Source organism: Aeromonas sp. 602396, assembly GCF_049173735.1.
Classification (GTDB): domain Bacteria; phylum Pseudomonadota; class Gammaproteobacteria; order Enterobacterales; family Aeromonadaceae; genus Aeromonas; species Aeromonas veronii_A.
The window spans coordinates 127,368-140,620 of record NZ_JAAKSD010000011.1 but is presented as its reverse complement, the minus strand read 5'-3'; the positions used below and the strand labels follow the sequence as shown (position 1 = coordinate 140,620).

The 13,253-nt window shown below is 60.8% G+C and carries 14 protein-coding genes; 7 read left to right on the top strand and 7 right to left on the bottom strand.

The genetic code is table 11. The annotated features are described in order from the left end of the window. Positions 1 to 59: 59 nt before the first annotated feature. Positions 60 to 650, top strand: coding sequence for an HAD family hydrolase (locus tag G5229_RS14210; RefSeq protein ID WP_005335771.1), 591 nt, complete (start codon positions 60 to 62; stop codon positions 648 to 650). Positions 651 to 782: 132 nt separating this feature from the next. Here G5229_RS14210 and hfq read toward each other — a convergent pair whose 3' ends face one another. Further along, positions 783 to 1,142 carry an RNA chaperone Hfq gene (gene hfq, locus G5229_RS14205; protein WP_005335772.1) on the bottom strand — a complete coding sequence of 120 codons (360 nt, stop codon included), beginning with the start codon at positions 1,140 to 1,142 and terminating at the stop codon, positions 783 to 785. A gap of 176 nt (positions 1,143 to 1,318) precedes the next feature. Here hfq and G5229_RS14200 point away from each other — a divergent pair, with 176 nt between their 5' ends. Genes G5229_RS14200 through G5229_RS14190 form a run of 3 tightly spaced genes read left to right on the top strand, consistent with a single transcriptional unit; the run spans position 1,319 to position 4,798 of the window. Then, positions 1,319 to 2,590, top strand: a complete 1,272-nt coding sequence (locus tag G5229_RS14200; RefSeq protein ID WP_421209369.1) for a PqiA/YebS family transporter subunit — start codon at positions 1,319 to 1,321, stop codon at positions 2,588 to 2,590. After that, positions 2,583 to 4,232: an intermembrane transport protein PqiB gene (pqiB, locus tag G5229_RS14195; RefSeq protein ID WP_005335774.1), complete on the top strand. Its 1,650-nt coding sequence runs from the start codon at positions 2,583 to 2,585 to the stop codon at positions 4,230 to 4,232. The genes G5229_RS14200 and pqiB overlap by 8 nt, the downstream gene beginning before the upstream one ends. Then, positions 4,229 to 4,798 (top strand): PqiC family protein, encoded by a 570-nt coding sequence (locus G5229_RS14190; protein WP_216979499.1) that lies wholly within the window; start codon positions 4,229 to 4,231, stop codon positions 4,796 to 4,798. Before pqiB ends, G5229_RS14190 begins: the two co-directional genes overlap by 4 nt. Before the next feature lie 80 nt (positions 4,799 to 4,878). Here G5229_RS14190 and rlmD read toward each other — a convergent pair whose 3' ends face one another. Continuing rightward, positions 4,879 to 6,231 (bottom strand): 23S rRNA (uracil(1939)-C(5))-methyltransferase RlmD, encoded by a 1,353-nt coding sequence (rlmD, locus tag G5229_RS14185; protein ID WP_042081561.1) that lies wholly within the window; start codon positions 6,229 to 6,231, stop codon positions 4,879 to 4,881. 274 nt (positions 6,232 to 6,505) lie between these two features. Here rlmD and G5229_RS14180 point away from each other — a divergent pair, with 274 nt between their 5' ends. Then, positions 6,506 to 8,230, top strand: coding sequence for a proline--tRNA ligase (locus G5229_RS14180; RefSeq protein ID WP_421209367.1), 1,725 nt, complete (start codon positions 6,506 to 6,508; stop codon positions 8,228 to 8,230). Between the two features lie 90 nt (positions 8,231 to 8,320). On the opposite strand, the gene G5229_RS14175 is transcribed toward G5229_RS14180, so the two are convergent. The 3 genes from G5229_RS14175 to G5229_RS14165 form a co-directional block, all read right to left on the bottom strand. Continuing rightward, the gene (locus G5229_RS14175) at positions 8,321 to 9,001 is read right to left on the bottom strand and encodes an SDR family oxidoreductase (RefSeq protein ID WP_245133753.1); all 681 of its coding nucleotides are present in this window, start codon (positions 8,999 to 9,001) and stop codon (positions 8,321 to 8,323) included. 31 nt (positions 9,002 to 9,032) lie between these two features. Next, positions 9,033 to 9,665: a TIGR04219 family outer membrane beta-barrel protein gene (locus G5229_RS14170; RefSeq protein WP_005354809.1), complete on the bottom strand. Its 633-nt coding sequence runs from the start codon at positions 9,663 to 9,665 to the stop codon at positions 9,033 to 9,035. A gap of 95 nt (positions 9,666 to 9,760) precedes the next feature. Beyond that, complete coding sequence (locus G5229_RS14165; RefSeq protein ID WP_421209364.1) at positions 9,761 to 10,210, bottom strand: copper chaperone PCu(A)C; 450 nt, start codon at positions 10,208 to 10,210, stop codon at positions 9,761 to 9,763. Positions 10,211 to 10,300: 90 nt separating this feature from the next. Between G5229_RS14165 and G5229_RS14160 the strand changes: the two genes are divergently transcribed. Beyond that, complete coding sequence (locus G5229_RS14160; protein ID WP_421209362.1) at positions 10,301 to 11,050, top strand: enoyl-CoA hydratase-related protein; 750 nt, start codon at positions 10,301 to 10,303, stop codon at positions 11,048 to 11,050. An 18-nt stretch (positions 11,051 to 11,068) separates the two neighbouring features. On the opposite strand, the gene G5229_RS14155 is transcribed toward G5229_RS14160, so the two are convergent. Further along, a complete protein-coding gene (locus tag G5229_RS14155) occupies positions 11,069 to 11,497 on the bottom strand; it encodes a DUF2753 family protein (protein ID WP_005335785.1) in 429 nt (142 codons plus the stop codon). 284 nt (positions 11,498 to 11,781) lie between these two features. Between G5229_RS14155 and G5229_RS14150 the strand changes: the two genes are divergently transcribed. After that, the gene (locus G5229_RS14150; RefSeq protein WP_421209360.1) at positions 11,782 to 12,441 is read left to right on the top strand and encodes a CatB-related O-acetyltransferase; all 660 of its coding nucleotides are present in this window, start codon (positions 11,782 to 11,784) and stop codon (positions 12,439 to 12,441) included. Between the two features lie 94 nt (positions 12,442 to 12,535). On the opposite strand, the gene G5229_RS14145 is transcribed toward G5229_RS14150, so the two are convergent. Continuing rightward, positions 12,536 to 13,243 (bottom strand): ParB-like protein, encoded by a 708-nt coding sequence (locus G5229_RS14145; protein WP_421209358.1) that lies wholly within the window; start codon positions 13,241 to 13,243, stop codon positions 12,536 to 12,538. Positions 13,244 to 13,253: the final 10 nt, after the last annotated feature.

The following is a 13,253-nucleotide window of genomic DNA, read 5'->3' as shown; positions in this document are numbered from 1 at the left end:
CGAGGCGGGGAGCCACTGGCTAGAATGGGCTCCCTTTTTTCAGAGACAGACCCCGCACCATGACTCTTTCCGGATTCCAAGGCCTGGTCTTTGACCTTGATGGCACCCTGGTCGACTCCATGCCGCTGCACCTCGCCGCCTGGGAGCACACCGCCCGCGAGTTTGGCTTTCACTTCGATGCCGACTGGTTCTATGAGCTGGGTGGCATGCCGAGCCGCAAGATAGCCCTGCTGGTCGCACAGGAGCAGCAGATCCCTCTCGATCCGCTCGAAGTCACCCGCTGCAAGACCGCCCACTATGTGGCCAACCTGCACAAGGCGACCGTCTTTCCGGCCATGCAGGCGCTGGTCGAGCGCTATCATGGCGTCATCCCGATGGGGATTGGCACCGGCTCGCCCCGCGTCAACGCCGAAGCGGTGCTGCGCAACACCGGGCTGGATCGCTATTTCTCCGTGGTGGTCACCGCAGACGATGTGGAGCTGCACAAGCCCAATCCGGACACCTTCCTGCTGGTCGCCAGCAAGCTGGGGGTCGAGCCATCAGGCTGTCTGGTGTTTGAAGATACCGGAATCGGGGTACAGGCCGGAGAGGCGGCGGGTATGCAGACCTGCATGGTCAAAGAGGGTCAACCAGTCGGCATAACGGCGTAGTGCGGAAAAAAATATCGCCCTGCAAGGGGCGATAACCGGAACCGGCTCTCATACGGGACATGAATGAAAATGAGAGCAGGTTCCGTCAGCCGCTGACGCAGGGCGCGTCAACGGGGAGTGCGAGGCAGACGATTACTCGTTGTTGCCGCCGCCCTGATTGTCGTCATAACGACCCGGCGCACCGTGGGGGCGCGGCGCCATGGAGACACGTGGCTTGCGAGCACGCTGGATATTCACCTGCGGACGGCCGGTGTGCATGGCGATGGTGGAGATCTTGGCCTTGTAGACCAGCTGCTGGTTACCATGAGCATCGGTCAGCAGCACGCTGTACTGGTCGAACCCGCTGATGGTGCCTTCCAGCTTGATGCCGCTCACCAGAAAAATAGCGACCTGACTGCGATTCTTGCGCAACCAGTTGAGGGCAGAATCTTGCCCGTTCCCGAGGGAGAAGGCTTGCTCAATCGTGGAGTAGCTGGGGGATTCAGTTGTCATAAATTATTGTCCCGCGGAAAAAAAGTGGCGTTTGATTGTGCTAAATGGGCACTGGCTTGTCAAAGTCATTCTCACTCCCGCCAGCAATAGCGGCCTCCGGGGGCTGGTCGCTGACCGGCACAACTGCGATAATCGCCAGCTCTGGCTCTACCACGGGCCTTATCTGGGGTTTTATCTTGCATCCGGTTTCACACCAACACCACACCACCTATGTCCATGATGCCACTGCCTGCGAAGAGTGTGACCTGCTGATACCGGCCACACCGCTCGAGGTGGGACAGGCCAGCTGCTGCCCCCGTTGCGGACACACCCTGAGTCGCCACCTGCCACAGCAGGAGTTGCTGCCGATCTCCTACGGGTTCGCGGCACTTATCATGTTCGTGCTCGCCAATGCCTTTACCTTTATGTCCTTCTCGGCCAAAGGGGTGGGCCAGGAGATGACCTTTTTGCAGAGCATCACCACCCTGGTGGATGAGGGCTATCTGTTTCTCGGCGCGGTACTGAGCCTGACCCTGATCGGCCTGCCGCTGGTCTATATGGGCTCCATCATGCTGGTGCTGTGGCGGATCGATAAAGATCTGCACAGCAATGCCCTGCGCTCCCTCGGCCGTCTGCTCTGCCGGATCAAACCCTGGCTGATGGTGGATGTCTTTCTGGTGGGAGTGCTCATCTCGCTGGTCAAGCTGATGGGGATGGCCGACATCAAGATGGGGCTGTCATTCTGGGCTTTCGTCGGCTACACCGTGCTGCTCATCAAGATGATCTCCTCACTGGATCAGATGTGGCTGTGGCAGCGGCTGTTCGGCCCGACCGAGTCGCGGGAGTTCGACCCGGAAGCGGGCGCGCTGGAATCAGGTCTGGTGGGCTGCCATATCTGTGGCGCTCTGAGCGAGGTGGGCAGCCACAGCTGCTCCCGCTGCGGCGGCAAGCTGCATGCGCGCAAGCCAGGCGGCCTGAACCGCACCTGGGCGCTGCTGTTTACCTCCGCCATTCTCTACATTCCGGCCAACGTCTATCCCATCATGGATACGGTGTTTCTCGGTGATGACAGCCCCTCCACCATCCTCGGCGGTGTGGTGCTGCTCTGGGCCATGGGCTCCTACCCCATCGCAGCAGTGATCTTTTTCGCCAGCGTGGTGGTGCCGCTGGTGAAAATACTGGCGCTATTCTGGCTTTGCTATATGGTGCAGCGCGGCAATGTCACCTCCCCCCTCGGCAAGCTCAAACTCTATCGCATGACCGAATTTGTCGGACGCTGGTCGATGATCGACGTCTTCGTGGTGGCCATTCTGGCGGGCCTGATCCGGCTCGACAATCTGATGACCATCTATCCCGGCCCTGCGGCCGTCGCATTTGCAGGTGTGGTGCTGATCACCATGGTCGCCGCCATGAGTTTCGACTCCCGCCTGATCTGGGATTTACAACAAGGAGAACGCGAACGTGAGTGAGCGTAAAAAAAGGTGGAAACCGGGCTCTGACTTTCTGAGCTCTGCCGCCGCAATCTGGATGGTGCCCCTGCTGGCACTGTTCATCGGTCTCTGGATGCTGTTCCAGCACTGGTACTCCCAGGGCCCCAGTTTCACCCTGACAGTCGCCACTGCCGAGGGCATAGTCGCTGGCAAGACGGTGATCCGTTCCCGCGAAGTGGACGTCGGCCGCATCGAGGCCGTCGAGCTGAGCGATGACTACAGCCATGCTGTGCTGAAAGGACGGCTGACCAATGCCGCCTCCGGCATGCTGCGCGGTGACAGCCAGTTCTGGGTGGTCAAACCCAGAGTGGGCCGTGAAGGGGTATCGGGTCTGAGCACCCTGCTCTCCGGCGCCTATATCGAGCTCGCCCCCGGCAAGAAAGGTCGGGCGCGGGACGAGTACGCCATGCTGGACAAACCGCCGCTCGCCTCCCTCGATGCCAAGGGGCTGCGTCTCACCCTCAGCAGTCGCGACACTCGCGCGCTGGGAGAAGGCTCCCCCATCAACTATCAGGGCTTCACCATAGGTCAGGTGGAAGAGGCGAAGTTCCTGCCGGAAAAGAGCGAGATGCAGTATCAAATCTTCATCCACGCCCCTTATGACATTCTGGTGAGCAGCAACTCCCGCTTCTGGATGACCCCGGGCTTCGAGGTCTCCATGAGCAGCGAGGGGATGAAGGTGAAGATGGATTCGCTGGAGAGCCTGATCGATGGCGGCATCACCATGGGTCTGCCACCCGGCTGGGCGCCTGGCGAACCGGTCAAACAGATGGAAGGGTTCACCCTGTTCCAGGATGAGGCGAGCGTGCTGGCCGGTAGTCTGGATCAGTTCATCGACTACGTCTTCCTGTTCGATGACAACGTGGGTGGCCTGCACCCGGGCGCGGCGGTGCAGTATCGCGGCATTCGGGTCGGTACCGTCATCTCCGCCCCCTACCTCATCGAGGACAAGGGCGTGCAAATCTTCAAGAGCCGCCAGATCCCGGTGCTGGCTCGCATCGAGGTGCAGCGCCTCTCCCACCGCTATGCCAAGGCGGAGAAGGATCAGTGGCGTGCCCTGTTCGGCAAGCAGTTCAAGGAGGGGTTGCGTGCCAGCCTCAAGACCTCGAGCCTGCTGACTGGCGGCAAGATCATCGACCTCAACTTCTATCCGGACGCGCCGCGCTTCGAACAGGCCAAGCTGGCCGGTTATCAGGTCTTCCCCACCGTGCAGGGCGGACTGGATCAGATCGAGCGCAAGGTGAACCTCATCCTCGACAAGTTTGTTGACATGGACATGGCGACCACCCTGACCAAGGTCAACGGGTCACTCACCACCCTGGATGGCACCCTGAAGAACATCAGTGCAGTCAGCGCCAACCTGAACAAGCTCACCGCCAAGGATTCCACCCAGCAGCTGCCCGCCTCGCTCAACGAGAGCCTCAAACAGTTGCAGGAGACCCTGCAGGCCTATGATGCCCAGTCGCAGACCAATCAGGATCTGCGTCAGTCGGTGCAGACCCTCAATCAGTTGATGCGCGAACTGCAGCCGCTGGTGCACTCCCTCAACGAGCAGCCCAGCTCACTGATCTTCGATCGCGCGCATCCATCGGACCCTGAGCCCAAGCGAGGCAAACAATGAAAAAAGAGATCCTGACGCTGGCCCTGCTGGGCCTGCTGGCGGGTTGCAGCAGCCAGCCAAGTCTGCACTACTACTCGCTCGATGCCGACAACCAGCAACCCGTGACGGCCCCGGCCCAACCGCAGCACCAGTTGGTGCTGCGCCCGGTGGCGCTGGCCAGCCAGCTCGACCGGATCAGTCTGGTCTATCAGCTGGAAGGGCAAGAGCTGCACTTCACCGAGTACCATCGCTGGGCCGGTGCGCTGGACGATCAGCTCAACCAGCTCACCCTCAATGGCCTCTCCACCCGCCTGCCGGGCTGGGTGGTACGGCAGGATGGCGCCCGCAAGGGGCCGGTGCTGACCATTCTGGTGGAGCGCTTTCAGGGCCGTCATGACGGCAGCGCCGTGCTGAGCGGTCGCTGGCGCCTGCTGGCGGAAGATGGCACCGTGCTGCGCGATGCCCCCTTCCGTCAGGAGCGGATACTGCCGGCCGATGGCTACAACGCACTGGTGAACGAACTGGGTCAGGGCTGGCAACAGCTGCTCGACCAGATTGCCGCCGAGGTGCGCCAGAGCGCCCGCTAATCGGCCATCAGCCGATTGCAGAGATAAAAAAACGACGCCAGCTGGCGTCGTTTTTTTATGTGCGAGTATCAGGCGATGACTCACGCCTTGGCGGGCAGGCTCAGGCGAGCTACCGCTTCCACATGCATGGAGTGCGGGAACATATCGACCGGCTGCACCTCGTCCAGCACGAAGCCCTGCTTGACCAGCCAGGCAAGATCGCGGGCCAGGGTCTGCGGATTGCAGGAGACATAGACCAGACGACGGGGCGCCATGGCGACCAGGGTCTGCAGTACAGCCTTGTCACAGCCTTTGCGCGGCGGATCCATCACCACCACATCAGCGGTCACGCCCTGGGCGTGCAGTTCAGGCATCAGCTGCTCAGCCTTGCCGACGTGGAATTCGGTGTGCTCGATACCGTTGAGGGCGGCGTTGCGACGGGCATCGCTGATGGCGCTCTCCACCGACTCGATCCCCACCACCTTGGCGGCCTTGCCAGCCAGGAACAGGGAGATGGTGCCGATACCGCAATAGATGTCGAACACTGTCTCGTTGCCGGTCAGCTCGGCATACTCGAGGGCACTGGAGTAGAGCACATCGGTCTGGGTCGGGTTGTTCTGGAAGAAGGAGAGCGGCGAGATCTCGAACTCGAGTTCGTGGATCTTGTCGCGGATCACCCCTTCGCCCAACAGCACCCGGTTGGTGGCACCCAGAATGCGGTTGGTGCGCTCATCGTTGATGTTCTGCACCAGAGTAGTAACCGGCAGATCGCTCAGAGCTGCCAACAGTTCGGCTTCGAACGGCAGCTCCTCGCCCAGGGTCACCAGCACCACCATCAGTTCGCCGCTCTTGAAGCCCTTGCGGGTCATCAGGTTGCGCACGCAGCCGCTGTGGTTTACTTCGTCATAGGCGGCGATGTCGTGCTCGCGCATCCAGTTGCGCACCCGGGCGTTGAGCTCGACGTGTAGCGGATCCTGCACCGCACAGTCATCGGCGGTGATGAGATCGTGGGAGTGCTTGCGATAAAAACCAATCTCGGCACCGGCGTCACAGCCACGCACCGCATATTGCGCCTTGTTGCGATAGGCGAACGGGCTCTCCATGCCAAGGATATCCTTAACCGGGGTGTCACCCAGCCCAACCTGCTCCAGTGCGCTTTGCACCAGTGCCTGCTTGAGCTTGAGCTGAGCCGGATAGGCCAGCGGACGTACCTGACAGCCACCGCACTCGGTGTTGGGGCAGAAATCGGCAACCCGATCTGCTGAAGGTTGGAGCAGCTCGGCAACCTTGCCGTGCAGATAGTTCGGCTTGACCTCGGTCAGCTCCACCAGCGCCTGCTCACCGGGCAGCAGACCTTCGACAAACAGGGGGCGATCGAACAGGCGTCCTTTACCATCTCCTTTGTCGGTCAGTTCCAGGATCTCGATCTGGTGTTGATGTCCCACTAACGGCATGAGCGGCTCCAAAAGTACTAAAAATGGGGGGTGATGAACGCGGCAGAGCCATGCCCATCGAGAAAAGGTGGCAGAGTTTAGCGGAGATCCGGCCAAATTGCAGGCATAAAAAGCCTGCTTGTTGCAATGGTCATTGCCCCTGGCCATCTGCCGGGCGTGGCCACCTTTCGGGTTGCGGCAAATTTAGCCCTTGGGCCGCAACGCCCAGCCTGTTAAAATTCCGCCCTTGAAATTATCCTGGGCCCCGCGCCCGTTCTAGCTAAGGTCTACCGCGATGCGTACCAGCCAATATCTGCTTTCCACTCTCAAGGAAACCCCCTCCGACGCTGAAGTTGTCAGCCACCAGCTGATGCTGCGCGCCGGGATGATCCGTAAACTGGCCTCCGGCATGTATGCCTGGTTGCCAACCGGTCTGCGGGTACTGAAGAAAATCGAGAACATTGTTCGCGAAGAGATGAACAATGCTGGTGCCGTCGAAGTCTCCATGCCGGTTGTACAACCCGCCGAGCTGTGGCAGGAGTCCGGCCGCTGGGATGACTACGGTCCCGAGCTGTGCCGCCTGACCGACCGCCACAACCGTCCCTTCGTACTGGGCCCGACCCACGAAGAGGTGATCACCGCGCTGGTGCGTTACGAAGTGAACAGCTACAAGCAGCTGCCGCTCAACCTCTACCAGATCCAGACCAAGTTCCGCGACGAAGTGCGCCCCCGTTTCGGCGTGATGCGCGGCCGCGAATTCCTGATGAAGGATGCTTACTCCTTCCACATCGACAAGGAATCTCTGGTCGATACCTACGAGAAGATGCACGTCGCCTACTGCAAGGCGTTCACCCGCATGGGTCTGAACTTCCGTCCGGTGCAAGCCGATACCGGCTCCATCGGGGGTACCGGTTCCCACGAATTCCAGGTGCTGGCCGAGAGCGGTGAAGACTTGATCGCCTTCTCCGACAGCTCCGATTACGCCGCCAACATCGAGATGGCCGAAGCACTGGCACCGGCTGGTGAGCGCGCTGCCGCCACCGCAGCCCTGACCAAGGTTGCCACCCCGAACGTCCACACCATCGACGAAGTGGCTGCCTTCCTGAACGTGGCATCGACCGCCATCGCCAAAACCCTGCTGGTACTGGCAGAGGAAGATGAGCACGGCAAGCAGGCCGTCATCGCGCTGGTACTGCGTGGCGACCACGAGCTGAACGAGATCAAGGCCGAGAAACTGGCTGGCGTGGCCAACCCGCTGACCTTCGCCAACGACGAGCAGATTAAAGCTGCCGCTGGCTGCGATGCAGGTTCCATCGGCCCGGTCGGCTTTGCTGGTCGCATCATCGTCGATCGCAGCGCCGCCCATCTGGCGGACTTCGTCTGCGGCGCCAACGAAACCGGCTTCCACCTGACCGGTGCCAACTGGGATCGCGACATTGCTACCTACGAAGTTGCCGACCTGCGCAACGTGGTGGAAGGCGACCCGAGCCCGTGCGGCCAGGGCAAGCTGCTGCTCAAGCGCGGTATCGAAGTGGGCCACATCTTCCAGCTGGGTACCAAGTACTCCGAAGCGATGAAGGCGAGCGTGCTGAACGAAGCTGGCAAATCCGTCACCATGGAGATGGGTTGCTACGGTATCGGGGTTTCCCGTCTGGTTGCTGCCGCCATCGAGCAGAACAACGACCAGTACGGCATCATCTGGCCGGACGCCATCGCCCCGTTCGAAGTGGCCATCGTGCCGATGAACATGCACAAGTCCGAGCGCGTGGCCGAGCAGGCACAGCAGTTCTACGCCGAGCTGAAAGCCGCCGGTGTGGACGTGCTGTTCGACGACCGTAAAGAGCGCCCGGGCGTGATGTTCGCCGACATGGAGCTGCTGGGCATCCCGCACGCCATCGTCATCGGCGATCGCGGTCTGGACAACGGCGTGGTGGAGTACAAGTGCCGCCGCACCGGCGAGAAGCAGGAAGTGGCCATCAGCGACATCGTCGCCATGATCAAGGCCAAGCTGGGCCGTTAATTCCGCCCTCTTGCCGATATAAAAAAGCGCGCCATTTGGCGCGCTTTTTGTTTCTGTGTGCTGACGACGGCAACCGGATGAAGGGTTGCCTCAGGGATTGCGACCAATAAAGAGGTCGGTCACGTGGCAGCTGCTTCTGGCTTCCAGCGCGTCGAGCATATAGGCCGCCGCATCTTCCGGGGTCATGAAGCCGCTCGGGTCCACGTGATCCGAGTTGTCCCAGAATTCGCTGCGGATCCCGCTCGGGTAGAGGTTGACCAGCCGTAGCTGCGAGCCTTTCAGCTCCGCGCGCAAGGATTCGAGAAAGCCGCGCATCCCCCATTTGGAGGCGCAGTAGAGGCTCTCGTTGGCCTTGCCCACCTGCGCGGCGGAGGAGAGCACATTGGCCAGTACTCCGCCTTTCTCACCGATAAGCCGCACCGTCTGCTGGGCCACCAGAATGGTGGAGATGAGATTGCTCTCCACCACCCGGCGGATCTGCTCGGCGGTGTAGACACCGACCGGGCCAAACTCGCCCACCCCGGCGCAGTGGATCACCATGTCGGGCAGGCCACCCCACTCCACCGCAGCGGCGAAGGCGACATCGACCTCTTCATGGTGCGCCAGATCGGCGGCGATGCCGATCACCGCGCTGCCGAGCAGTAGCTCCTGCTCCTGCAGTCGCTGATAACGGCGCCCCATCATGGAGACCTGATGGCCCCGCTCAACCAGCCCGATGGTCAGCGCCCGGCCGAGACCAGAACCGGCGCCTGTCACTATGATGTGGCCCATGATTGCTCCTCGCCGTCAGCTGACGGGCAGATTAGAAGGTGAATTCGCCGCCCATGAACCAGCCATCGACAGACTGATCGATATTGGCGAAGTCGACCTTGGCTTCACGCCAGCCGGCACGCAGCTTGATCGGCATGGAGGAGAACTTGTAGGAACCACCCAGACGGTAGTCATAGTTGTCCGCATCGTGAGTGCGCAGATCGCCGAAGAAGGCGATGCCGGTGCCCGGGATCTTCACTTCACTGCCGGCATAGGCCATCAGGGTATCTTCGTCATAACCCTTGCGGCCGAAGTAGACCTGCTCGCCATCGTAGTGACGACCGGTCATACCCAGATCGATCTTGAACAGATCGTTGTTGAACAGACGGTAGTAGAGGCTCAGATCGTAGGCTGTCAGATCGTTCTTGAAGTTGCCGCCGGAGGTGCTGAAATCGGAGACTTCAAACTTGGCGTTCGGCAGGAAGATGATGCCGTGTTCCAGTTGCAGATAGCCGTTCCAGTTGTAGCTGTCGTCATAGCTGCCATCAGCACTGGTGCCATAAGCCTGACCACTGCCCTTGGCGGCCCATACGTCGGCACCGGCGGCAAAACGCCAGTCGTCAGCGGCCATGGCACTCTGGCTGCACAGAGCCAGCACAAAACCGGCAATCAGCGTCTTTTTCATTACGTCACTTCCTCTTGCATACATGGAAAAGAGCACTATTTTACTCGGTGCAGCCAAAATACCCAGCGTCAATCCTGAACAAACGACGACAAATGTCAGTGCTTCATATGCTTCATCTCTGCCATCGGCTCAATCGGCTTCACCGGCAGTGACATATCCAGCTTCTGACCATCATCCATGGTGAGGGTGAGCGGGAAAGAGGTCTGCTCGGAGAGCGTGCCCACCTCGAACAACATGATGTGCAGGCTGCCCGGTTTCAGCACCGCCTCGCCCTTGGCCGGGATCTCGATATTCTCGACCTGACGCATCTTCATCACACCATTTTCGTGCAGATGAGTGTGCAGCTCGGCACGCCCCGCCGCAGCAGAAGCCGCCGCCACCAGCTTGACCGGCTGGTCGGCATCATTCTTCAGCACCATAAAGGCGGCGGTGTTGGGGGAGCCCGGCGGCAACAGGCGCACATAGCCGTCGACAGCCTCGACCTTGGCTAGTGCAGGCGCCGTCATACCCAGAACCAGCAGAGAATAAAACGCACGTTTAAACATGGTTGAAATCCTTTTATGATGTTGTTAAACGGCGCCAAGGTTACCCCAGCAGCAACCTTTTTTGCACCTTTCAATAACAAGGATTTAGACATGGCCCCCATTCTCATTGCCGAGCAGCAGGATGGCTTGCTCACCCTGACCCTCAACCGCCCCGACAAGCGCAACGCCCTCAATACCGAGCTCTATAAGCAACTGGTGGCAGCGCTGCGAGAGGCGGCAGCCGATGAGGAGGTGCATGTCCTGCTGTTGCAGGGGCAGCAGGATTGCTTTACCGCGGGCAATGATCTGGCCGACTTCATGGGCAAGAGCGCGCTGGAGCCCGACGACCCCATACTGCAGTTCCTCCACACCCTGGCCGACTTCCCCAAACCTGTGATCGCCGCCGTTGCAGGCCCGGCTGTGGGGATTGGCACCACCATTCTGCTGCATTGCGATCTGGTCTATCTGGCGGATAACGCCCGCTTGCAGCTTCCCTTTGTCGAGCTGGGGCTGGTGCCGGAGTTCGCCTCCAGCCTGCTGCTGCCGCGCCTAGTGGGACACCTCAAGGCAGCCGAGCTGCTGCTGCTGGCCGAGGCGATTGATGCCGAAGAGGCGCTGCGGCTCGGGCTGGCCAACAAGGTGGTGGCGGCCGATGGATTGCTCTCCCTTGCCCGCGAGCAGGGGCTGAAGCTGGCGGCCAAACCGCCCAGAGCGCTACAAAAGAGCAAGGCGCTGCTGAAACAGGAGCTTAAACAGGCGGTGCACTTTGTCATCGATCTGGAGGCGCGCGCCTTCGCCCAGGCACTGCAAGGGGAAGAGGCGCAACAACGGATCGCCCAGACACTCAAACGGCGGAGCTGAGCTGCCGCTCAACGCCAGTCAGTTGAGTCGAAAACGGCCGATCAGCTCGCAGCCCTGCACCTTGTCCTGCAGCTGGATCAGCCGGGCAATTTCCGGATTGGGGTGACGCTTGAGAAAGGCGAGCAGGGCGCCGCGACAGCAACCCAACTCGCTGATCAGTGCCTCGCACTCCCGGTTGGGGCATTGTGGCACCAGCGCCGTCACCAGCTCGGAGGCGAGCTTCAGGTAGCGCAGCTCGTAAGTCGGCTCATCCATCGCCCGCCAGAAGTCGGCCAGCCGGTGGCAGGTGGCGACTCGCATGGTGGCCAGTTCGGTCAACTCCACCTGGGTCATCTCGTAAACATCCCCCAGCGCCTGCTGATAAAAGCAGATCGCTGCACCCAGCGAACCGGCCTGCCAGGCACGCTCCGCCTCCAGCATGTATCGTTGCCAACTTTGCGGTGTCATCTCGCTCTCCCGAATCCGTCATGGTGGGAGTGTTATCATGGCTAATTGAGAATAAATATCAACCAGAGGGTTAGTGCAGGATCTCTGCGCAACCTTGGCAAACCCGGCGCCCGACTTTATGATCGCGCCCTTGCCCCCCTTCTTTGGAGCCCCACAATGCGACCACGACTCCCGCAGATGCTGGGCTGCTCCCTGCTCTGCGTGCCCCGCATGCTGGTCTGGATCTATTAGCTGCGCTCAAGCGAACGCAACCCATCCGATCCATTCAGCAAAGGAGTACCAACATGAACACCTGCCAACACTGGTCGCAGGTCGAATACCTGCACCTGACGGTGACCAACCCCAATATCTGCCTAAAGGGGCAGCACAGCTACTACTCGGGTGCCTGGGATGGTCCCTTCGAAGAGGTGGCAGTGCGCTACCTCCATGGCGATCCCTTCAGCCGCAGCCCGGAAACCGGCTGGGAGCCGCTCTGGCATATCGACCGGCTCCATATCGGCGACTATGTGCAGATTGCCGCCGGGGTAAAGATCATCATGGGCGGCAACCACACCCACAACACGTCCTTCATCAGCACCTATCCGTTCGCCGATCTGGCGGCGCTCAAGCGCAGCTACCGCCCCGCTGGCGATACCCGCATCGGCAACGATGTCTGGATCGGCATGGAGGCGATGATCATGCCTGGCGTCACCATCGGCGACGGCGCCATCATCGCCGCCCGTTCGCTGGTCAATCAGGATGTACCACCCTATGCCATGGTGGCGGGCACCCCGGCCAGGGTGGTGCGGATGCGCTTTGGCGAGGAGGAGATTGCCCGGCTACAGGCCCTCGCCTGGTGGGATTGGCGGGATCAACAGGTCAACGATCTGCTACCGCTGATCCAGCAAGGTGACGTCGCCCTGCTTGAGCAGGCGGCTGTCCGCTGGGCGGAGCGCCATGAGTGACCACCGCTAACCAGTAGCTGACAGCATAAGGGCGACCCCGGGGTCGCCCTCTTTTATCTCCGGCATGCTCAGGGTGCCGGCATCGCACATCCACTCATTGCGCGCTTTTGGACTGGTTGAGGCTGCACTGCTTGCCGGGATAACCGGGTAGCTCTTTGGCATCGCTGCCGCAGGCGAGCCGTTTGGCCTGTTGCAGGCGGGCCGCCAGATTGGCGCTGTCCACCGGCATCCACTGCATCTGCTTGCCGAGCCAGCTGGCCCAGGCAAACTCGACGAAATAGACCTGTTTGTCCTTGCGAAAGTAGCCCGCATTCTGCAGCAGTCCGGCGAGGGTGCGATAGGGATAATCAGGCAGCTTGTCGATACTGGTCGGTAACTGCTCCGGGGTCAGCGGCTGTCCCTTCTCATCCTTGAGCCAGGCCCAGTGGTTGTTCTGCATCTGACTCCAGAAGTTGGCTTTGTCCTGCAGGCGGCCAATCACCTTGACCCGCGCATCCTTGACTCCTTGTTGCCACAGCGCCTTGGTGAGATGGTGTCTGTCCACCAGCCAGTAGCTGCCATCCGGCGCAATCACCACGGGGATCTCTTTCTTTTTCATCAACTTGTCGAGCTGCTTTGTGCTCATGCCCGCCAATGTGGCCTGGGTCTCATCGACCTGGATCTGGCCGACGCCCCCCTGAGTCGGGTGCAAGGCATCGATGCCGATCTCGCACCAGTTGCCCACCGCCGTGTCGCTCTGGCACGGGGCCAACGCCCAGGCACCCTGGCTCAACACACAGGCCAGCAATAACCATGCTTTCATCGTTTGACAC